The organism is Oceanispirochaeta sp. (assembly GCF_027859075.1).
GTDB lineage: Bacteria > Spirochaetota > Spirochaetia > DSM-2461 > DSM-2461 > Oceanispirochaeta.
In genome coordinates this window covers 13,164-27,793 of the sequence record NZ_JAQIBL010000122.1, presented here as the reverse complement: position 1 = coordinate 27,793, position 14,630 = coordinate 13,164, and the positions used below count along the sequence as shown (strand labels likewise).

Annotated in this window: 14 protein-coding genes; 5 read left to right on the top strand and 9 right to left on the bottom strand. The window is 47.2% G+C overall.

The window, feature by feature from the left end:
- The 6 genes from dnaE to PF479_RS06845 form a co-directional block, all read right to left on the bottom strand.
- On the bottom strand, positions 1-1,228 hold a 1,228-nt coding region (gene dnaE / locus PF479_RS06870), incomplete at its 3' end, for a DNA polymerase III subunit alpha (protein WP_298003989.1).
- 126 nt (positions 1,229-1,354) lie between these two features.
- A complete protein-coding gene (locus tag PF479_RS06865) occupies positions 1,355-2,242 on the bottom strand; it encodes an FAD binding domain-containing protein (protein ID WP_298003986.1) in 888 nt (295 codons plus the stop codon).
- A complete protein-coding gene (locus tag PF479_RS06860) occupies positions 2,239-2,712 on the bottom strand; it encodes a (2Fe-2S)-binding protein (RefSeq protein ID WP_298003983.1) in 474 nt (157 codons plus the stop codon). Before PF479_RS06860 ends, PF479_RS06865 begins: the two co-directional genes overlap by 4 nt.
- Entirely contained in the window at positions 2,712-4,748 is a 2,037-nt protein-coding gene (locus tag PF479_RS06855; RefSeq protein ID WP_298003980.1) for a molybdopterin cofactor-binding domain-containing protein, read from the bottom strand. Before PF479_RS06855 ends, PF479_RS06860 begins: the two co-directional genes overlap by 1 nt.
- 12 nt (positions 4,749-4,760) lie before the next feature.
- A complete protein-coding gene (locus PF479_RS06850) occupies positions 4,761-5,975 on the bottom strand; it encodes a DegT/DnrJ/EryC1/StrS family aminotransferase (protein WP_367277211.1) in 1,215 nt (404 codons plus the stop codon).
- On the bottom strand, positions 5,956-7,647 hold the full coding sequence (locus tag PF479_RS06845) for a nucleoside-diphosphate sugar epimerase/dehydratase (RefSeq protein ID WP_298003977.1): 1,692 nt from the start codon (positions 7,645-7,647) through the stop codon (positions 5,956-5,958). The genes PF479_RS06850 and PF479_RS06845 overlap by 20 nt, the downstream gene beginning before the upstream one ends.
- Between PF479_RS06845 and PF479_RS06840 the strand changes: the two genes are divergently transcribed.
- Genes PF479_RS06840 through PF479_RS06830 form a run of 3 tightly spaced genes read left to right on the top strand, consistent with a single transcriptional unit; the run spans position 7,555 to position 9,927 of the window.
- Positions 7,555-8,004 carry a hypothetical protein gene (locus PF479_RS06840; RefSeq protein WP_298003994.1) on the top strand — a complete coding sequence of 150 codons (450 nt, stop codon included), beginning with the start codon at positions 7,555-7,557 and terminating at the stop codon, positions 8,002-8,004. The genes PF479_RS06845 and PF479_RS06840 overlap by 93 nt on opposite strands.
- 16 nt (positions 8,005-8,020) lie before the next feature.
- Positions 8,021-9,169 carry an SPOR domain-containing protein gene (locus PF479_RS06835; RefSeq protein WP_298003975.1) on the top strand — a complete coding sequence of 383 codons (1,149 nt, stop codon included), beginning with the start codon at positions 8,021-8,023 and terminating at the stop codon, positions 9,167-9,169.
- A 44-nt stretch (positions 9,170-9,213) separates the two neighbouring features.
- Positions 9,214-9,927, top strand: coding sequence for a TylF/MycF/NovP-related O-methyltransferase (locus PF479_RS06830; RefSeq protein ID WP_298003973.1), 714 nt, complete (start codon positions 9,214-9,216; stop codon positions 9,925-9,927).
- Positions 9,928-9,930: 3 nt separating this feature from the next.
- Here PF479_RS06830 and sfsA read toward each other — a convergent pair whose 3' ends face one another.
- From sfsA to PF479_RS06815, 3 genes are read right to left on the bottom strand one after another with little or no spacing between them, the layout of a single operon-like run.
- Complete coding sequence (gene sfsA / locus PF479_RS06825) at positions 9,931-11,073, bottom strand: DNA/RNA nuclease SfsA (protein ID WP_298003970.1); 1,143 nt, start codon at positions 11,071-11,073, stop codon at positions 9,931-9,933.
- Between the two features lie 2 nt (positions 11,074-11,075).
- Positions 11,076-11,600: a TlpA disulfide reductase family protein gene (locus PF479_RS06820; RefSeq protein ID WP_298003967.1), complete on the bottom strand. Its 525-nt coding sequence runs from the start codon at positions 11,598-11,600 to the stop codon at positions 11,076-11,078.
- A gap of 39 nt (positions 11,601-11,639) precedes the next feature.
- On the bottom strand, positions 11,640-12,344 hold the full coding sequence (locus PF479_RS06815) for a CPBP family intramembrane glutamic endopeptidase (RefSeq protein WP_298003964.1): 705 nt from the start codon (positions 12,342-12,344) through the stop codon (positions 11,640-11,642).
- Positions 12,345-12,450: 106 nt separating this feature from the next.
- Here PF479_RS06815 and PF479_RS06810 point away from each other — a divergent pair, with 106 nt between their 5' ends.
- Together PF479_RS06810 and PF479_RS06805 are read left to right on the top strand one after the other, a co-directional pair.
- On the top strand, positions 12,451-13,626 hold the full coding sequence (locus tag PF479_RS06810) for a PilZ domain-containing protein (protein ID WP_298003960.1): 1,176 nt from the start codon (positions 12,451-12,453) through the stop codon (positions 13,624-13,626).
- A gap of 119 nt (positions 13,627-13,745) precedes the next feature.
- Positions 13,746-14,630, top strand: a complete 885-nt coding sequence (locus tag PF479_RS06805; RefSeq protein ID WP_298003957.1) for a hypothetical protein — start codon at positions 13,746-13,748, stop codon at positions 14,628-14,630.

Below are 14,630 nucleotides of genomic sequence, written 5' to 3'. Positions count from 1 at the left end.
TCACCTTCTGTCTTCCCTCATCATCGAAATCGGTATCGATATCGGGCATGCTCTTACGGTCGGGGTTAAGGAACCGTTCGAAGAGCAGATCATATTTCAAAGGGTCTATGTCGGTAATCTTCATGGCAAAGGCCACTATGGAGCCGGCTCCCGATCCACGCCCGGGACCAACGGGGATATCATGAAGCCTGGCCCAGTGGATAAAGTCCCATACGATGAGAAAATATCCTTCAAAATTCATGTCCAGAAGAATTTTCAACTCGAAGTTGACTCTCTCTTTAATCTCGTCTGTCACTATATCATAACGCTCGTTGATTCCCTCCCATGTGAGGTACTTCAGATACTCCTGAGTGTTGTCAAAATCTTCGGGAATGACATATTCCGGGAGGATGGGGCCAGGCTGGGGGATGACCAGATTGCATTTTTCTGCCAGCAATACCGTATTTTCCAGAGCGCCCGGGATGTCGCCGAAGAGTTCAAACATCTGCTCGGCTGTCTTGAAATACATCTCGGTCTTATCCATCTTGAGGCGTTTCTCATCGTCCATCTTCTTTCCGGTACCGATGCAGACCAGAATATCCTGAGCCCGGGCATGCTCTTTCTTGAGGTAATGGATATCATTGGTGGCAATGATAGGGATTTTTGTTTCCTCGTGAATTCTTTTGATCCCTGCAATGACAATTCTTTCTTCCGGAATTCCGTGATCCATGACTTCCAGGTAGAAGTTCCCTTCTCCGAAGAGTTCCTCATATTCCAGTGCCTTATCTCTGGCCTTCTCATAATCTCCAGCTATCAGATAACGGGGTATTTCTCCTCCCATACAGGCTGTAGAGGCAATCAGTCCCTCATGGTGAGCCCGGAGGAGATCATCATCAATCCTCGGCTTGTAATAAAAACCTTCCGTATATCCCTTGGAGACGAGGATCATCAGATTTCTGTAGCCCTGTTCATTCTTACAATACAGGACCATATGGAAGTTTTTAAAGCCTGTGGTCTGCTTTTCCTGACGAGTCGTTGGAGATACGTATACTTCACAGCCTACAACAGGGTTGATCCCTCCGGCATGACAGGCCTGTTCAAAGCGAAGGGCTCCAAAGAGATTTCCATGGTCAGTCAGGCCCAGATGTTTCATACCCATTTCCTGAGCCATCTCTACATATTTAGGGATTCTTGCCGCTCCGTCTAGAAGTGAATAGTCTGAGTGGTTATGAAGGTGAACGAATTCCAAGGAATTTCTCCTGATTGATCTTGATCTATGGATGAACCGGGTGATTCACATTCATCCAGTATAATTAAAACTTTCTGAAATGTGTAGCAGAAGGGGAGCATTCCCGGTGTATGCCTTCTTCTTTTATCAACCGAAATTCTGCAATATGTCAGAAGGATCGGCCAGGGATTCCAGGAGCTGTCTGAAGAGGCTTTTCACGAGGTAGTCTTCATACAAATTATCCGAAGTTTTGAAATACTGATTCAGATTCTGCATGATTTCATTCAGGTCTTTCCGAACCAGGGGGAATCTACGGCCCAGTAGATTGGCTTCCAGATCTCTGCTGCGCAGAACATTCAGACCGCCGTTTGTAAAAGCCAGTCTTATATCCGATAGGATTCCCTTCTCTAGAGAGGCCAGGGCATTGATGGTAAAAAAGTCATTATCCTTGATATTCACCTTACGGTGAAAATGAAAGCCCCCATCGTAATAGGGAATTCTGATTCTGGTGAGTATTTCTCCCACTCCCAGGGCGGGTTTTCCATCGGCACTCAGAAAGGTATTAATATGAATCCATCTGGATTTATAGGATGCACGGCCGTTTTTTTTCCTGATTATATGGCGCAATTCCAGTCTTGCATCCAGAAGAAGAAGGACCGGGAACAGATCCATTCTCCGGTCGGGTATGCAGAGATTCCCACCAATAGTGGCGGCATTGCGGATCGGGTTGGGACCCATCTGGTGCAGGGTTTCCTTTAATAGGGAGGAACTCAGGATGACCGAGGATTCTATCATGGTATTGATACTGACGCAGCTGCCTAGATCGGCATAGCGTTCGGTCCGGCTGATCTTTTTCAGTTCATCCAGCTGGGAGATGGATAGTATGTTGTAATGTTCTGCTTCTTTACAAAAGGTATGATTCATCAGATGGGTGGCCCCGGCCATCAGCAGTGAGGATGGGGCCTTGTTATACAGGTTGAGCAACTCTGTCATATTGGAGGGGACATGGACATGGAAGGGCCTGTTTTCCATCATTTCAGCCTCCTTTGTCTCAGCCTGGAGGACATAATAATTCCTTTTTTCAGTGTCTCATAAGGAGTACAGCTGCAATTGACTGTGGTTATTATCTCCTGAAGCTGTGTTTCATCCGGTCTGGTATACTGGTTCAGGAGAATCCCAGTAGTGAGGGTTCTTGTGGGAGCACAGTAATCACAGAGGTGTACACCTGATTGCTTGAACCCCTGGTATACATCTTCAAAATCTTCCGTTTCGGCGTAGCCTTCGATGGTCATTACATTTCTGCCGCGCACCTGAAAAACGGGTATGAGGCAGGAGTATACCAGTTTTTCATCCAGTACAACCGTGCACAGGCCGCAGTAGCCTTTTTCGCAGGCATTCCTCAGTCCTTTGAGCTGAAACTTATCTCTGAGAACATCCGAGAGTCTGTAATAGGCGGGGATATCAAGACTGACATTTTTGGCATTGAGTGAAAATTCTATAAGCATCAAGGACCTCCCTGCAGCAGAGATGCTGAATTAACCGGCAGTTTGGTTATGCTCCGCCCGGCGGCCTGGGATAAGGCCTGAACAAAGGCTGGAGGAACTGCCCCCAGAACAAGCCCTTCCAGTCCTCCCGGTACTGAATCCTTGCTGTCGTCTTCAAAATTGATATGCAGTTCCGGAAATATCGTCGGTTTGATACCCTGCTTATCCATGCATTGTGTCAGAGCATACCGGACTTCTGCTTCGATGAAGGAACGGGCCGACGAGGGATCCAGAATCGTACCGCAATGAAGGGACAGCCATATCCGTGGTATGGAAATTTCTTTTGTGGCTGTAAAAAGAGAGACCTCTACGACTGCTGTACACCAGGAGGGTGCTGAAAATGGGGTGCCCATCATATTCACTTCATCCCATTCGGCGCTGGTTCTTCGTCTGTATGACCTGGTTTCTGATATGGGTAATCCTTCACGAAATCGTTTCTTCTGGATGATGGAGCAACATTGATTGATCAGTCTTGTAAAGACAATGGCATTCCAGGACAGGCAGGACGGGCCATTGAAGCTATGTTCATCCGGCCGGTCGGAGACCAGGAATATATGCTCCTCATCTATGCTCAGATGACTGGAAATGTTTTTTTTCCAGAGGGCGATCATACCCGGTGCGGCAGGAACCGTACCCAGATATACTTCAAAATTTCCATCTTTTCCCAGTGTCGCCGTGACAGAGGCTGCTGTGAGAAGCTTGTCCCGGCTCAGAAACTCATACCCCTGGCGGCTGACAGCCAGACCAATGCCTGTGAAGCCCGAGGGAGTGACCTCCAGATGATTCTTGTTTATTCTGATTTGCCGGGATGCTGCATGTTTTCTCGTATAATCCGATGCCAGGCATATGGATTTAATCATGCTGCCCAGGGGGGGCGTCTTTTTGATTGCGGCCATAGTTGTGTTGATGTTTCCCTTGACCGTCAAATTCTGACGCCGCCATTGGGCAGGGTCCTGCTCGGATTCCACTGCCAGATTATTGGCCAGAACTTCCATGCCGAAGGCTCCCTGAGCCAGTCCCCAGGAAGGCATGGGCAGCCAGGGTGGATTGTTGCTCTTATAGCTTCTGACTTGAATTTTCATGTGCCGGCATAGATACAGGCCTGCGGCTCCGAGGCAGAGCCTTGAAACAACTTCTGAGGCAAAACAGCCGTAGGCACCAGTGTCAAGGAAGATTTCCGCCTCCAGAGCCGTCAGTTTTCCATGAGAATCTACACCGGCCTTGTACCTGTAGAGAGTCTCTTTGTTGTTGTCGCCTTCTTCTTCGGTCATGAGTTTGACTGGTTGTCTGAGCAGGCTGGTCGCACAGACGGCAAGGGCCGCCGGAGGAATAGACTGCCAGATATGGGCATCCCAGGTCCTTCCGCTTGTATTGAAGTGCATTTCCACCTGTTTTCTGCTGATTCCGGCTGCCTGAGCCGTCAGCTTCCTTAAGAGGGAAGGCCATTGGCTATGGAGTTCGAGGACGTAGGTCCCCCCCTCCTTGCTGCAATACACTCCCGGTCGGGGATATACAGGTGCTTCCGGAATGGTCAGTGAATATTCACCCTGGATGATACGGTCAGCCTTGGCAAATCCTTTGAGTGGGTTTCCCTTCTGGATCGTTTTATGGGCAGGGCAGGCATTAAGGTCTTTCATTTGCCAGGGAGGGAAGGAGGGGAGGGGAGACAGTTCTACGCTGATGTTCCTTCTGATCTTAAAGAGTTCGTCAGGATCGGGTCCCGTCAGAATCCCGATGGTCTGTCCCGAATATAGGACCTCTTTGTCTGTCATCAACGGAATGTTTTCATCTGGATAGGGGAGATAGTTTTTGCCGGGAATATCTTTGGCCTTAAAAAAATGGACATGCGAGGGCTGTCTGGGAACCTGTATTCCCATCAATATTCCCGGTGCCTTATCCGCTTTTACCTGGAGGGCATGAACCATCTTTTTAGAGCTGATATCTTCGGGAAAACGGACCAAACCAGCCAGCCTGTTCCTGAATTTATCCTCATCCACTCTTATTTTCCATTATTGATGTCCTTTTCCTAAAGAGACAGGAGCCGCCTGAAAGGATTTTCCGGTTTCCAGTACCACCTGACAAACTCGCTCCACCTGATCCATGGTCATATCGGGGAAGAGGGGCAAACTGATCACTCTGCGGTATAACTCCGAGGCCAGGGGCAGGTCTTCTTCCTTCAGATTATATCTATCCCTGTAATAGCTCATCATATGGAGAGGTTTGTAATGCACAGAGGTCCCGATTCCCCGATCCCTTAAAATATGCATAAATTGATTCCTGTCAATGCTCAATGTTTCCTCCCTGAGCCTGATGATAAACAGATGCCATGCATGTTCCTCTTTCCAGGCAGGAAGATCCAAAAAATCCGCCTCTTTCAGTCTGGAAAGATAGGCACGGACCAGATCCTTGCGTTTCTGAAGCAGTTCTACCGCTTTTTTAAGCTGAACCCGTCCGATGGCTGCCGCCATATCACTGAGATTATATTTGAATCCCGGGGCGATAACATCGTATTCCCAGGGTGCTTTCGTAGAGGTATAGCGATCCCATACGGCCTTGTTGATGCCATGAAGCCTCATCGCGCTGATACGATCTTTCAGATTGGGGTTTCCAAAAACAATCATTCCTCCTTCTCCGGTGGTGATTGTTTTGTTGGCATAAAAAGAAAAAACACCCGCATCCGACCAGGTTCCGATCATCCCTCTTCCAGAGGGAACAGGGAAACAGTGGGCCGCATCCTCAACAAGAAACAGCCCATAACGGCGGCTCAGGTCAAAGAGTTCCTCCAGACCTTCGGGGTTTCCCGCGATATGGACCGGAAGAATGCCCTTTACAGATTCTCCTTTGTCCAGAAGAGAACGAATTTTCCTTTCACAGTCCACAGGGTCCATATTCATGCTTTCCGGAGCCAGATCCACAAAAACAGGATCTCCTCCGCAGTAGCGGATAACCTCGGCGGTGGCCGTAAAGGTATAGCTGCTGGTCAGAACCTTATCGCCTTCCTGCACTCCCAGGGCCTCCAGTGTCAGGTGAAGCCCGGCCGTCGCCGAATTGACTGCCAGAGCATGGGCCGCTCCGGTATAGCGGGCAAATTCTTCTTCAAAGGCCAGGGCTTCCCGCCCAGTGGTGAGCCAGCCGCTTCTGAGAACTCTCAGGACAGCTTCTTCCTCTTCCCGTCCCAGAGAGGGACGGGCAAAGGGGATTGTATCAGTACTCTGGTTCATCATCGGGTACCCTTATTCCTGGGAAATGTTCTTTTAGAATGTTTCTGAGTTGCTTTCTGTTCCGGAAAAGTTCGGCTTGTTCACTGTCAAAATAACAGACCGGCCGGAGAGAATTCATCACAGCCGCAGCAGATAACTTTCCCGACTCTGTGGCAACACGGTTTATCCGGGCGAATTCAGTTTTTGATAATTCTTCACCATCGCTCCATAGCCGTTCTATCACCTTCTCACCGGGACGCATGCCAATATAGTTGATGGGTATATCCTCTTCGCCATAACCGTAAAAGCGGATCATCTGACGAGCCAGCTCCAGAATCTTCAGGGGTTCCCCCATATCCAGAACATAGAGGCCCCTGTTTTCTCCCACTCCTCCTGCTTTCAGCACCAGTGAGGAGGCTTCGGGTATGGTCATGAAATAACGGGTCGTTTCCGGGTGGGTCACCGTGACAGGACCTCCCGCCAGTATCTGTTCTTTAAAAAGGGGGATGATGCTTCCCCGGGACCCCAGAACATTTCCGAAGCGGACCACCATAAAGTCCTGTCCCTTCCGCCTTTCTTCCAGTACCAGCATTTCGGATATCTTTTTTGTAACGCCATAGATACAGGAAGGATTGACAGCCTTGTCCGTGGATATGAGAACCAGTTTTTCCGTTCCCGAGGCTTCGGCGGCCTTAATCAGGTTGTAAGTACCGAATACATTGTTTTTTATGGCTTCAATGGGATTGAATTCCAGCATGGGCACATGTTTATGGGCAGCGCAGTGAAAGATCACATCCGCCTTGAGGCGCTTCAATATAAAAGTCATGAAATCAGAATCCTGAAGATCCCCGATGACAGGAACGACCGTTGCTTTTTCACCGACTCCCCCTTCCTGGAGTATCCTGAGTTCCCTGTCAATTTTGTAAATGCTGTTTTCTCCGTGTCCCAGCAGGTAGAGTCGTTCTGCTCCGCCTGAGAGGAGCTGGCGGGACAACTCACTGCCGATGCTGCCGCCGGCCCCTGTGATGAGTACACGTTTTCCCCGAAGGTAGGAGAGGCTTTCCACCAGGTCAATCAAGATGGGATTTCTGCTGAGAAGGTCTTCGGGGTTTATGTCCCGGGCCTGTATCAGATGGGCATGGCCGTTCACGATCTGTGAAATATTCGGAAGTATTCTGATTCTGTTGAATTCGGCCTTGCTGAGAATGCGGTAGATGAGAGACAGTTCTTCCCTGTCGGCTGTTGGAATGGCTATGATGGCTTCATCAGCCGGAGTTGTTCTCAAGATACCCGCAAATTCCTTAATGGGACCCAATACCGGAATATTACCGATTTTAGTGCCGATTTTCCCAGGATCATCATCGAGAAAGGCAACCACCTCTCCCGTATGACTCTTACTGCTGATTTCCTGTGCTATATTTTCTCCGGCAAAACCGGCGCCAATGATAAAGATCCTGTTACTTTTTTTATTGCTCACGGAATCTAGAATAACACAGACCCAACCATTCGTTAATATACCCTTTCGAAAAAAGACTCGGATTTCATTTTTTTGAGCCGATAATAAGATAAATCTAGGTGATTCTTTACACTGAGGGAGTAATAAATGAAAACCAGGTCTTTGGAAAAATATATAATATTGTGCCTTATGTTCTCCCTCTCTCTGACAGCCCTGGGTGCTCAGACAGTTTTGGTGCATTCTGATTCATTGGAGGAGCAGGGTGATGAAAATATCAGGATCTACAAACAGTCCGCCGAGGCTGGAATTCTAGATGTATTGTTTGATCGAGGCTGTATCACTTTTTCCGACATGTCAGAAGTAGACGAATCGGGAATCCTGAATTTAGCAAAAAAGACAGGGGCTGATTATATTATAAGCTGGAGCATTGTGGATTCCGGGCTTCGGGGAAATCTGGTACAAACTATAAAATCTGAATCAATAGAGCATGTCCTGGTGGAAGAAACAGAATTGGAGGGTCGTTATAATGATCCCTCAGAGCTGTATTCAGCTCTTGGCAGCAGACTTTGTGAATCCCTTGTGGGCAAGCGGTGGTAGGCTTAGGAGATAAGAGATGGTAAATCACGTTAAAATGAAAAACAGAAAATTGAGAATACCCGGGATCGGTTCCTTGCTGATCCTTTTTGCATTCCTGATTCTTCCCGGAATGGCTGCGCCTGTTTTTGCCGAGCCAGTGTGGTCAGGTAATGCTTCGGTGGATGCCGCAGAATTTGTGAACTTTCTGGATGACTTTCCTCTGGCAGGTGCATCCAGTTCTTTTACAAGAAATACGCAAATCATCGTGACCAATCCCCAGAATGGCAAAACAGTCACGGTCACCATCGTCAAGAGGGCTCCCCGGCCGGGTGTCTTCCTGGTCTTGAGTGAAGAGGCGGGAAAAGCCCTGTCCTTTCCCATCGGTCAGGTCATCTCTGTGCAGGTTCAGGTTGCCCCTTCGCCATCATCCAGCGAGTATGATGAATTCAAGAGCAAAGATCCTGATATTAATCCGGCAGTCTCGGTACCCGTCATTGTTGATACTCCGGTAGAAGACAGCATCTCGGCTCCGGGGGCGGCAGATGCTGTTCCCGAGGAAACGTTGGCGGCTGAGGATGCGGGTACTATGACAGCCCCCACTCTTTTCGGAGATGAGCCGGTTCCAGTTCCTGTTCCTTTGAATAATCTCCGCTTAGATCCTGGTGATGCTCCCGAAGAAATCATCCCCGAAGATCATGATGCGGTTGATCTTGTGACTCTTAAAGATCCTATAGATATTCCTGTTGAAACGGATCTTGATGAGGCCCTTGATCTCACATCTGTTGAAGAAACCGGTACCGATCTGCTTCCTAAGGGAGACAATATCATCTATTTCCTCACCCCCTCGGATTTCAGGCCTCCCACGGGTCCTGTACCTGTTAAAGGGGAAGAAGAAGAGATTGTTCCTGTACTGGTAGACCGCAGTGAGTTGAAAGATTTTATTGTCAATCAGCTGAATAACGGGTCTTCCTATATCCAGTTGGGAGCTTACAGCAATTCCGAGAGTATTTATAATGAAATCAGTGCTATAGAGGCTCGATATCCCATGGTGGTATGGACAGAAAATCGGAGCGGCAACACCTTGTATAAACTCCTGATCGGCCCGCTGACTAAAGATGAAACAGGTGTTCTCAGCTACCGTTTTCGCGATTCCGGTTATGCAGACCTCTTTCTCTATAAACCATGAGGGAGTTTCCAGGAATTTCCGGAGAGTTTCAGTCAGAACAGGAAATGGCGGATTATCTCAAGACCAGAGGATGGGGCTGTGAAACACCTGCCACCTTCCGGATTGATATTGAGGAGGCCTTTTTAAAAATATGGGAGGCCGTTTCTCCCTATACCATGATTTCTCTGGAGCGTGGTTATGCCCTGTATACGGGTATAAGACATCTTTTAGCCCGTAATATAGAGGGTGATTTTGTTGAATGCGGAGTCTGGAAGGGCGGAAGCTGTATGCTCATGGCCCTGACCATCCTCTCCGAGAAGGCCAAACCCCGTCCTATCTGGCTCTATGATACCTTTACCGGTATGACCGAACCCGGGAAAGAGGATCGCATTATCTCATCCGGGCAGTCTGTCAGTGAGCGCTGGCATCAGGGATGGTGGGCCGCCGGCAGTGACCAGGTAATGAAACATCTGTCATCAACCGGATACCCTCAGGAGCTTTTTAAAATAGTTCCGGGAGATGTCTGTGAGACCCTTGATTCTGTGATTCCGGATACAACAGCGCTCTTAAGACTCGATACCGACTGGTATGCCTCCACGAAAAAAGAACTGGAAATCCTCTATCCCCGGCTCTGCACAGGGGGGCTTCTAATTATAGATGATTATGGACATTTCAGCGGTGCCAGACAGGCCGTGGATGAGTATTTTTCAAACAGCCCTGTTCCTCCTTTTTTCCAAAGGAGCGACTATACAGGACGCTGTGCCTTAAAAGAGGAGTAACCCTCAGTCGAATGCCAGAGTATGGCGATAGTGAAACAACAAATCCAGAAAATTTCTGTTCTGCAATGGATCTTCCTCAAAAAAGAAAAGGTGGGAAGGACAGAGACAGTCGGAACATCCGAACCCATGGATCTGATCCTCGGAAATACTGGTGAGCTCTGCGGCAAGATCGCATTCCAAATCTTTCAATGTGTAGATGGGTAAGTCTTTTATTTTCTCAGAATGAGCCAGTAGATAATCCACATGCCAGTGCATTTTTTTCCGTTTTCTAAGATGTCTGGACACGCGGGACTTTAAATTTTTCAGTGCCGAACCGGCATACACATACCATCCAGCCTTAAAGCTGAGGACTCCCAGAGATCCCACCCTCAAGGAGCACTCCTCCATTTTAATAAGAATCATGTATATACCGCTGTCTTTTTCCACTGCCTTGATTTCCCGGGTTATCACCGGAACTTCCAGGTTTACAATGCGAAGGTCACCCTCACTTGTGCAGCTGGCACTGACTCCGTGGAAACAAACCTTATCCCGGACCTCGAACATCCGGCGTGCAAAATCCGGATCCGTATGCATATTGGGTATGAAACGTCTTGTATGGGGGCTCATGATGACAAAAACAACATGGGCTTCCCTGTTCCCTTTCAATAGAGATAGTTCTTCCAGATGCCGGGAGGCTCTGAGGGAGGGAGCATCGGGAAACATGGCCGTACCCTCTTCTATCAGGGTGCAGGCTTTGACCTCAAGAAAAATTTCCTTTTCACCCGAGAAAAAATGCCAGTCAAACCTGGAATTTCCCCAGCTGTACTCCGCCTTGATCTCCCTGGCATGGGGGAACAGTTCTGGAATAATCAATTCTCCAGCCACCGCATTGGCCCGTGCCGAAAACAGGGAGACTGTCGTGTTCTTATATTCCGCTGCTGCCAGAGTCCACCCGGTTTTCCGTTCAGGATTTCTGCTCTTCTCCAGTATCATGGTTCTTCCCGGATTCATCAGCTCAATCAGTCTGCCCGGGTTAGGGCAGTGAGCCCGGACATTCCCTTCGGGAAGTTTAACAATGACAATGAATCGATTAGGTCGGGATATCAGGGTTCCCAGGGCATCGGGTGAAAATATTTTAATTGATTTTTGGTCTTCTGATTCCTTCACCCCTATTCAGCCGACAGTTCTTTGAGGGTCCGCAATATATCAGGATGATCCCAGGGGGCATTCCCCTGTATAGACGCCACTAATTGACCCTCTTTGTTCAGTATATAAGCGGCTGGAACAGATCTCAGAATATAGGGGGCCAGGGTCTCGGGTTCGGGATAATAGTAGATATCCAGAGTCAGATCCATCTCCTGAACAATTTTGTAGGCTTCAGGATAATCTTCGTTGAGGTTTACAGCGGCAATCAGAATTTCTTTACCCTTCAGTTTTGCTTTCAGCCGCTCCAATAAGGGGAGGTCACTGAGGCTGGGGGGGGTAAGACTGGACCAGAAATACAGAATGGTGACCCGGTTCTGCTCCATCAGCTTGACCTTTCTACCATCCCTGTAGGCAATGATCGAAGGAGAAGCCATGGGCTGTTCCGGGAATTTAAACCCTAATCCTTTCAAGCGTCCCAGGTCGGCGGCCGTCTCTGCCCAGATATTTATACTTAAAAAAAGAAGAACCAGTATAGTCAGTTTTTTCATAATCAGAATCTCCTGGAAAAAATCTTCCTCTATAAACAATCATGACGACAGCTGCCGCAGGTAGCTTATAAGAATCATACCAAAATTAAATATACCATGAGCAGCTGTCAGAGAAAACAGTGATATTTTTCTTAACACCAGGAGGCTCAGGAACAGCCCTGAGACAAGAGCAAATCCAGCTGCCGCCAGGCCCTCATAGAGATGTCCTGCTGCAAAAATTATATTGGCTGTCAACAGTGCGGGAAACAGGGATATACCAGCCTGCCTAATTCTGAAGAAGGCATAGCCCCTGAAGAAAAACTCTTCCATTGCGGCTGCGGCGAAACAGCTCATCAGGGCAGGGAAAAGCATGTAAGCCTTTGTTATCAGAACCGGTTCTTCAGGAAAATCTGTGATCCCTAATCCCTGGAGGGTGGGCAAAAATAGGAATGTGTAGAGGAAATACAGGGTAATCAGGCCTCCCAGGGCTAGAAATCCATGGCTGAATCTGAGAATCGGAGAGAGGGCGGTTCTCCCTGTTTCTTCCAGTTCTTCTGAAAGGGGCTGCTTCTGCATCAGGTAGCGAATCAGAAAAAAAATCAGCAGCGACTGAAGCATGACCTGTCCGGTATAGAGGGGATAATCAAAGAAACCATAGGGCAGGGACTGCTGATTGAGATAGGAGGGCAGGAAGAGGAGCAAAAAAACCAGAGGAAATTCCGCTTTTTCAGAAACAGAATGTATATTGATCGTGATTTTTCCCATTTTTTCCTCTTTTTTTGTCAAAAATAGTCTATCCCATCTTCCAGCTGATGAAAACTCCTGTTCCCAGTAATAAAAAGATGCTAATCTACCGATAAATTAGAAATATATGAGTATTCTATACACTCTTTTGACATTATTTATAATAGCCTCATCGGTTCCTTTATTTCTGGGTGTCAGAAAAGGTCTGAGTAAAGTTAACTGGGTCGAATTCTATTCCATGGGCAAAGATGCCGGTTTCAGTTTCAAAGAAATCAATCTGCTCCGGAAGGTTGCCGTGGTGAACAGACACCAGAAGCCTTCTGCTCTTTTCTGGTCGGTGGATGTGTTGGACAAATCCCTGGCAGGAATCCATAAGCTTGTTGATAAAGAAAACGATAATGAGGAACGGGAGTACCTGGAATACCTGCTTAAGAAGTTGTACAGCTATCGAAAAAGTGTGGAATTTAAGAAACCCCGGTATAATCGGGGCCTTGAGACCACTTTTGATATAGCGATCAATCAGATCGTCAAGTTGAAGGTGGATGTTCTTGGTATTTATGAGAGCTCTGTCCTCGAAAACAATAGAAATTACATCCTCGTGACCTATCCAAAGGGTCCCCCTCTTCCCGTCGGTTTCAGCTGGCGGGACAGAACCTTGAATGTTTATTTTTGGAGACGTGAGGATGCGGGATACTTTTTTCAATCCCGTATCATGGAAGGCTATCCGGACAGGGACTTTAAAACTCTCAGAATGTCTCATTCTGAAGTTGTTCTAAGAAGTCAGAAAAGAAAGTCAGTCAGGACCAGTTGCAAGCTTTCTGCTCAGTTGTATCCTGTTAAAAGCCTGAAAACATCAAACCAGTTACCTGAGAGTCAGCCGGGACTCCGTTGTATCCTTCAGGATATTTCTGAAGATGGTGCGGCTATCATGATCGGTGGTCAGGGTAAGATAAACATGTGTTGTAAGCTGCAGATGGAACTTTTTGGAAAGGTTGCCGTCATGCGGGGTGTTGTCAGAACCATTGATTATGATCGGGACAAAAACCTTTCAGTTTTGCACATTCAGGCTGAAGATCCGGATGAACAATCCCGCTACCTTATCCTTGCATTTGTGTATGATATTTACCGCAATGAGCAGATGGATGACTCAACAGTAAATCAGAATCCTGAAACCTTTGATCCAGGCCCTCTGAATGATGTTCCCCTGGAAGAGTCTTCCTCTGTGGAAGGGAGTAATCAGGATGAAGATCTGGAATCTCTTGAAACCGTTGACGAGGAACTGCCGTCTTTTGATTTCGATTAACTCCTGATTGATTCTCTCCTATAATTCTTCAATTCTTTACATTTTCACATGATAGTATTAAGTTATCTTATAGAGGTCCACTATCCCTCATAAGACAAGAATTGTAAGGAGACCCTCTCATGCGGAATCTAATAAAAAAACTATGGTTTATACCGTTGATATTTCTTTTCTATAGCTGTTCAACTGCACCGGCACCAGTCGTTGAAAAGACCCCAAAATCCTCACAAGACTCGGATAAACAAGAATCCGGAGTTAAAGCACCTGTCTGGGTAACTATCAATGTTGATGAATATTTTGTTTCTCAGGAGACAGTTAAGTATGAAGACGGTTTTGTGGATGGATACCGTCTTTATGAATATGATGAATCAGGGAAAATCCTGAAAAAGGCTCAGATCGGTTCGGATGAGACTGTCATTTCTGAAGAACTGTTCAGCTATAACAGCGATAAGCTCCTTGTGAAAAGTGAATTCCTCTCCAGTGGAAAAGTGGTTTCTTATTCTCAATATACCTATAATGAAAACAAGAGGATTATCGAAGAAGCTTATTTTAATCCCCTTGGTGAACTTTTATCGGTCTCATCCTATGAATATGATGAGAAAGGTCGCCGCAGCAAGTGGGTTTCCGGAGACAGTGGGGGAATCCCCATGTTATATACAGAATATGATTATAAGGATGAAAGGCTGGTTCAGATGAATTACCATATGCCCACCGGAGAGTTGGAAGGGTATACACAACTGGAATATAAGGGAGACCTGCTGACTCTGGAAGCCACCTATACTTCTAATGGTAAACTTGAAAAAAAGACAGTTTATCAACTGGATGGTGATCGAGTCGTTCAGGCTCAATACTACACAGGCAATACCCTGATCAGGACTATTGAATTTGCTTACGACGGAGCCGGAAATATAATCGAAGAAACGACAAAGAACCGTTATGGAGATGTCATCGACATCATTGAAAAAGAATATGTAGTTTTTTCTGTTGAAAGAACTGTGCTGCAGTAG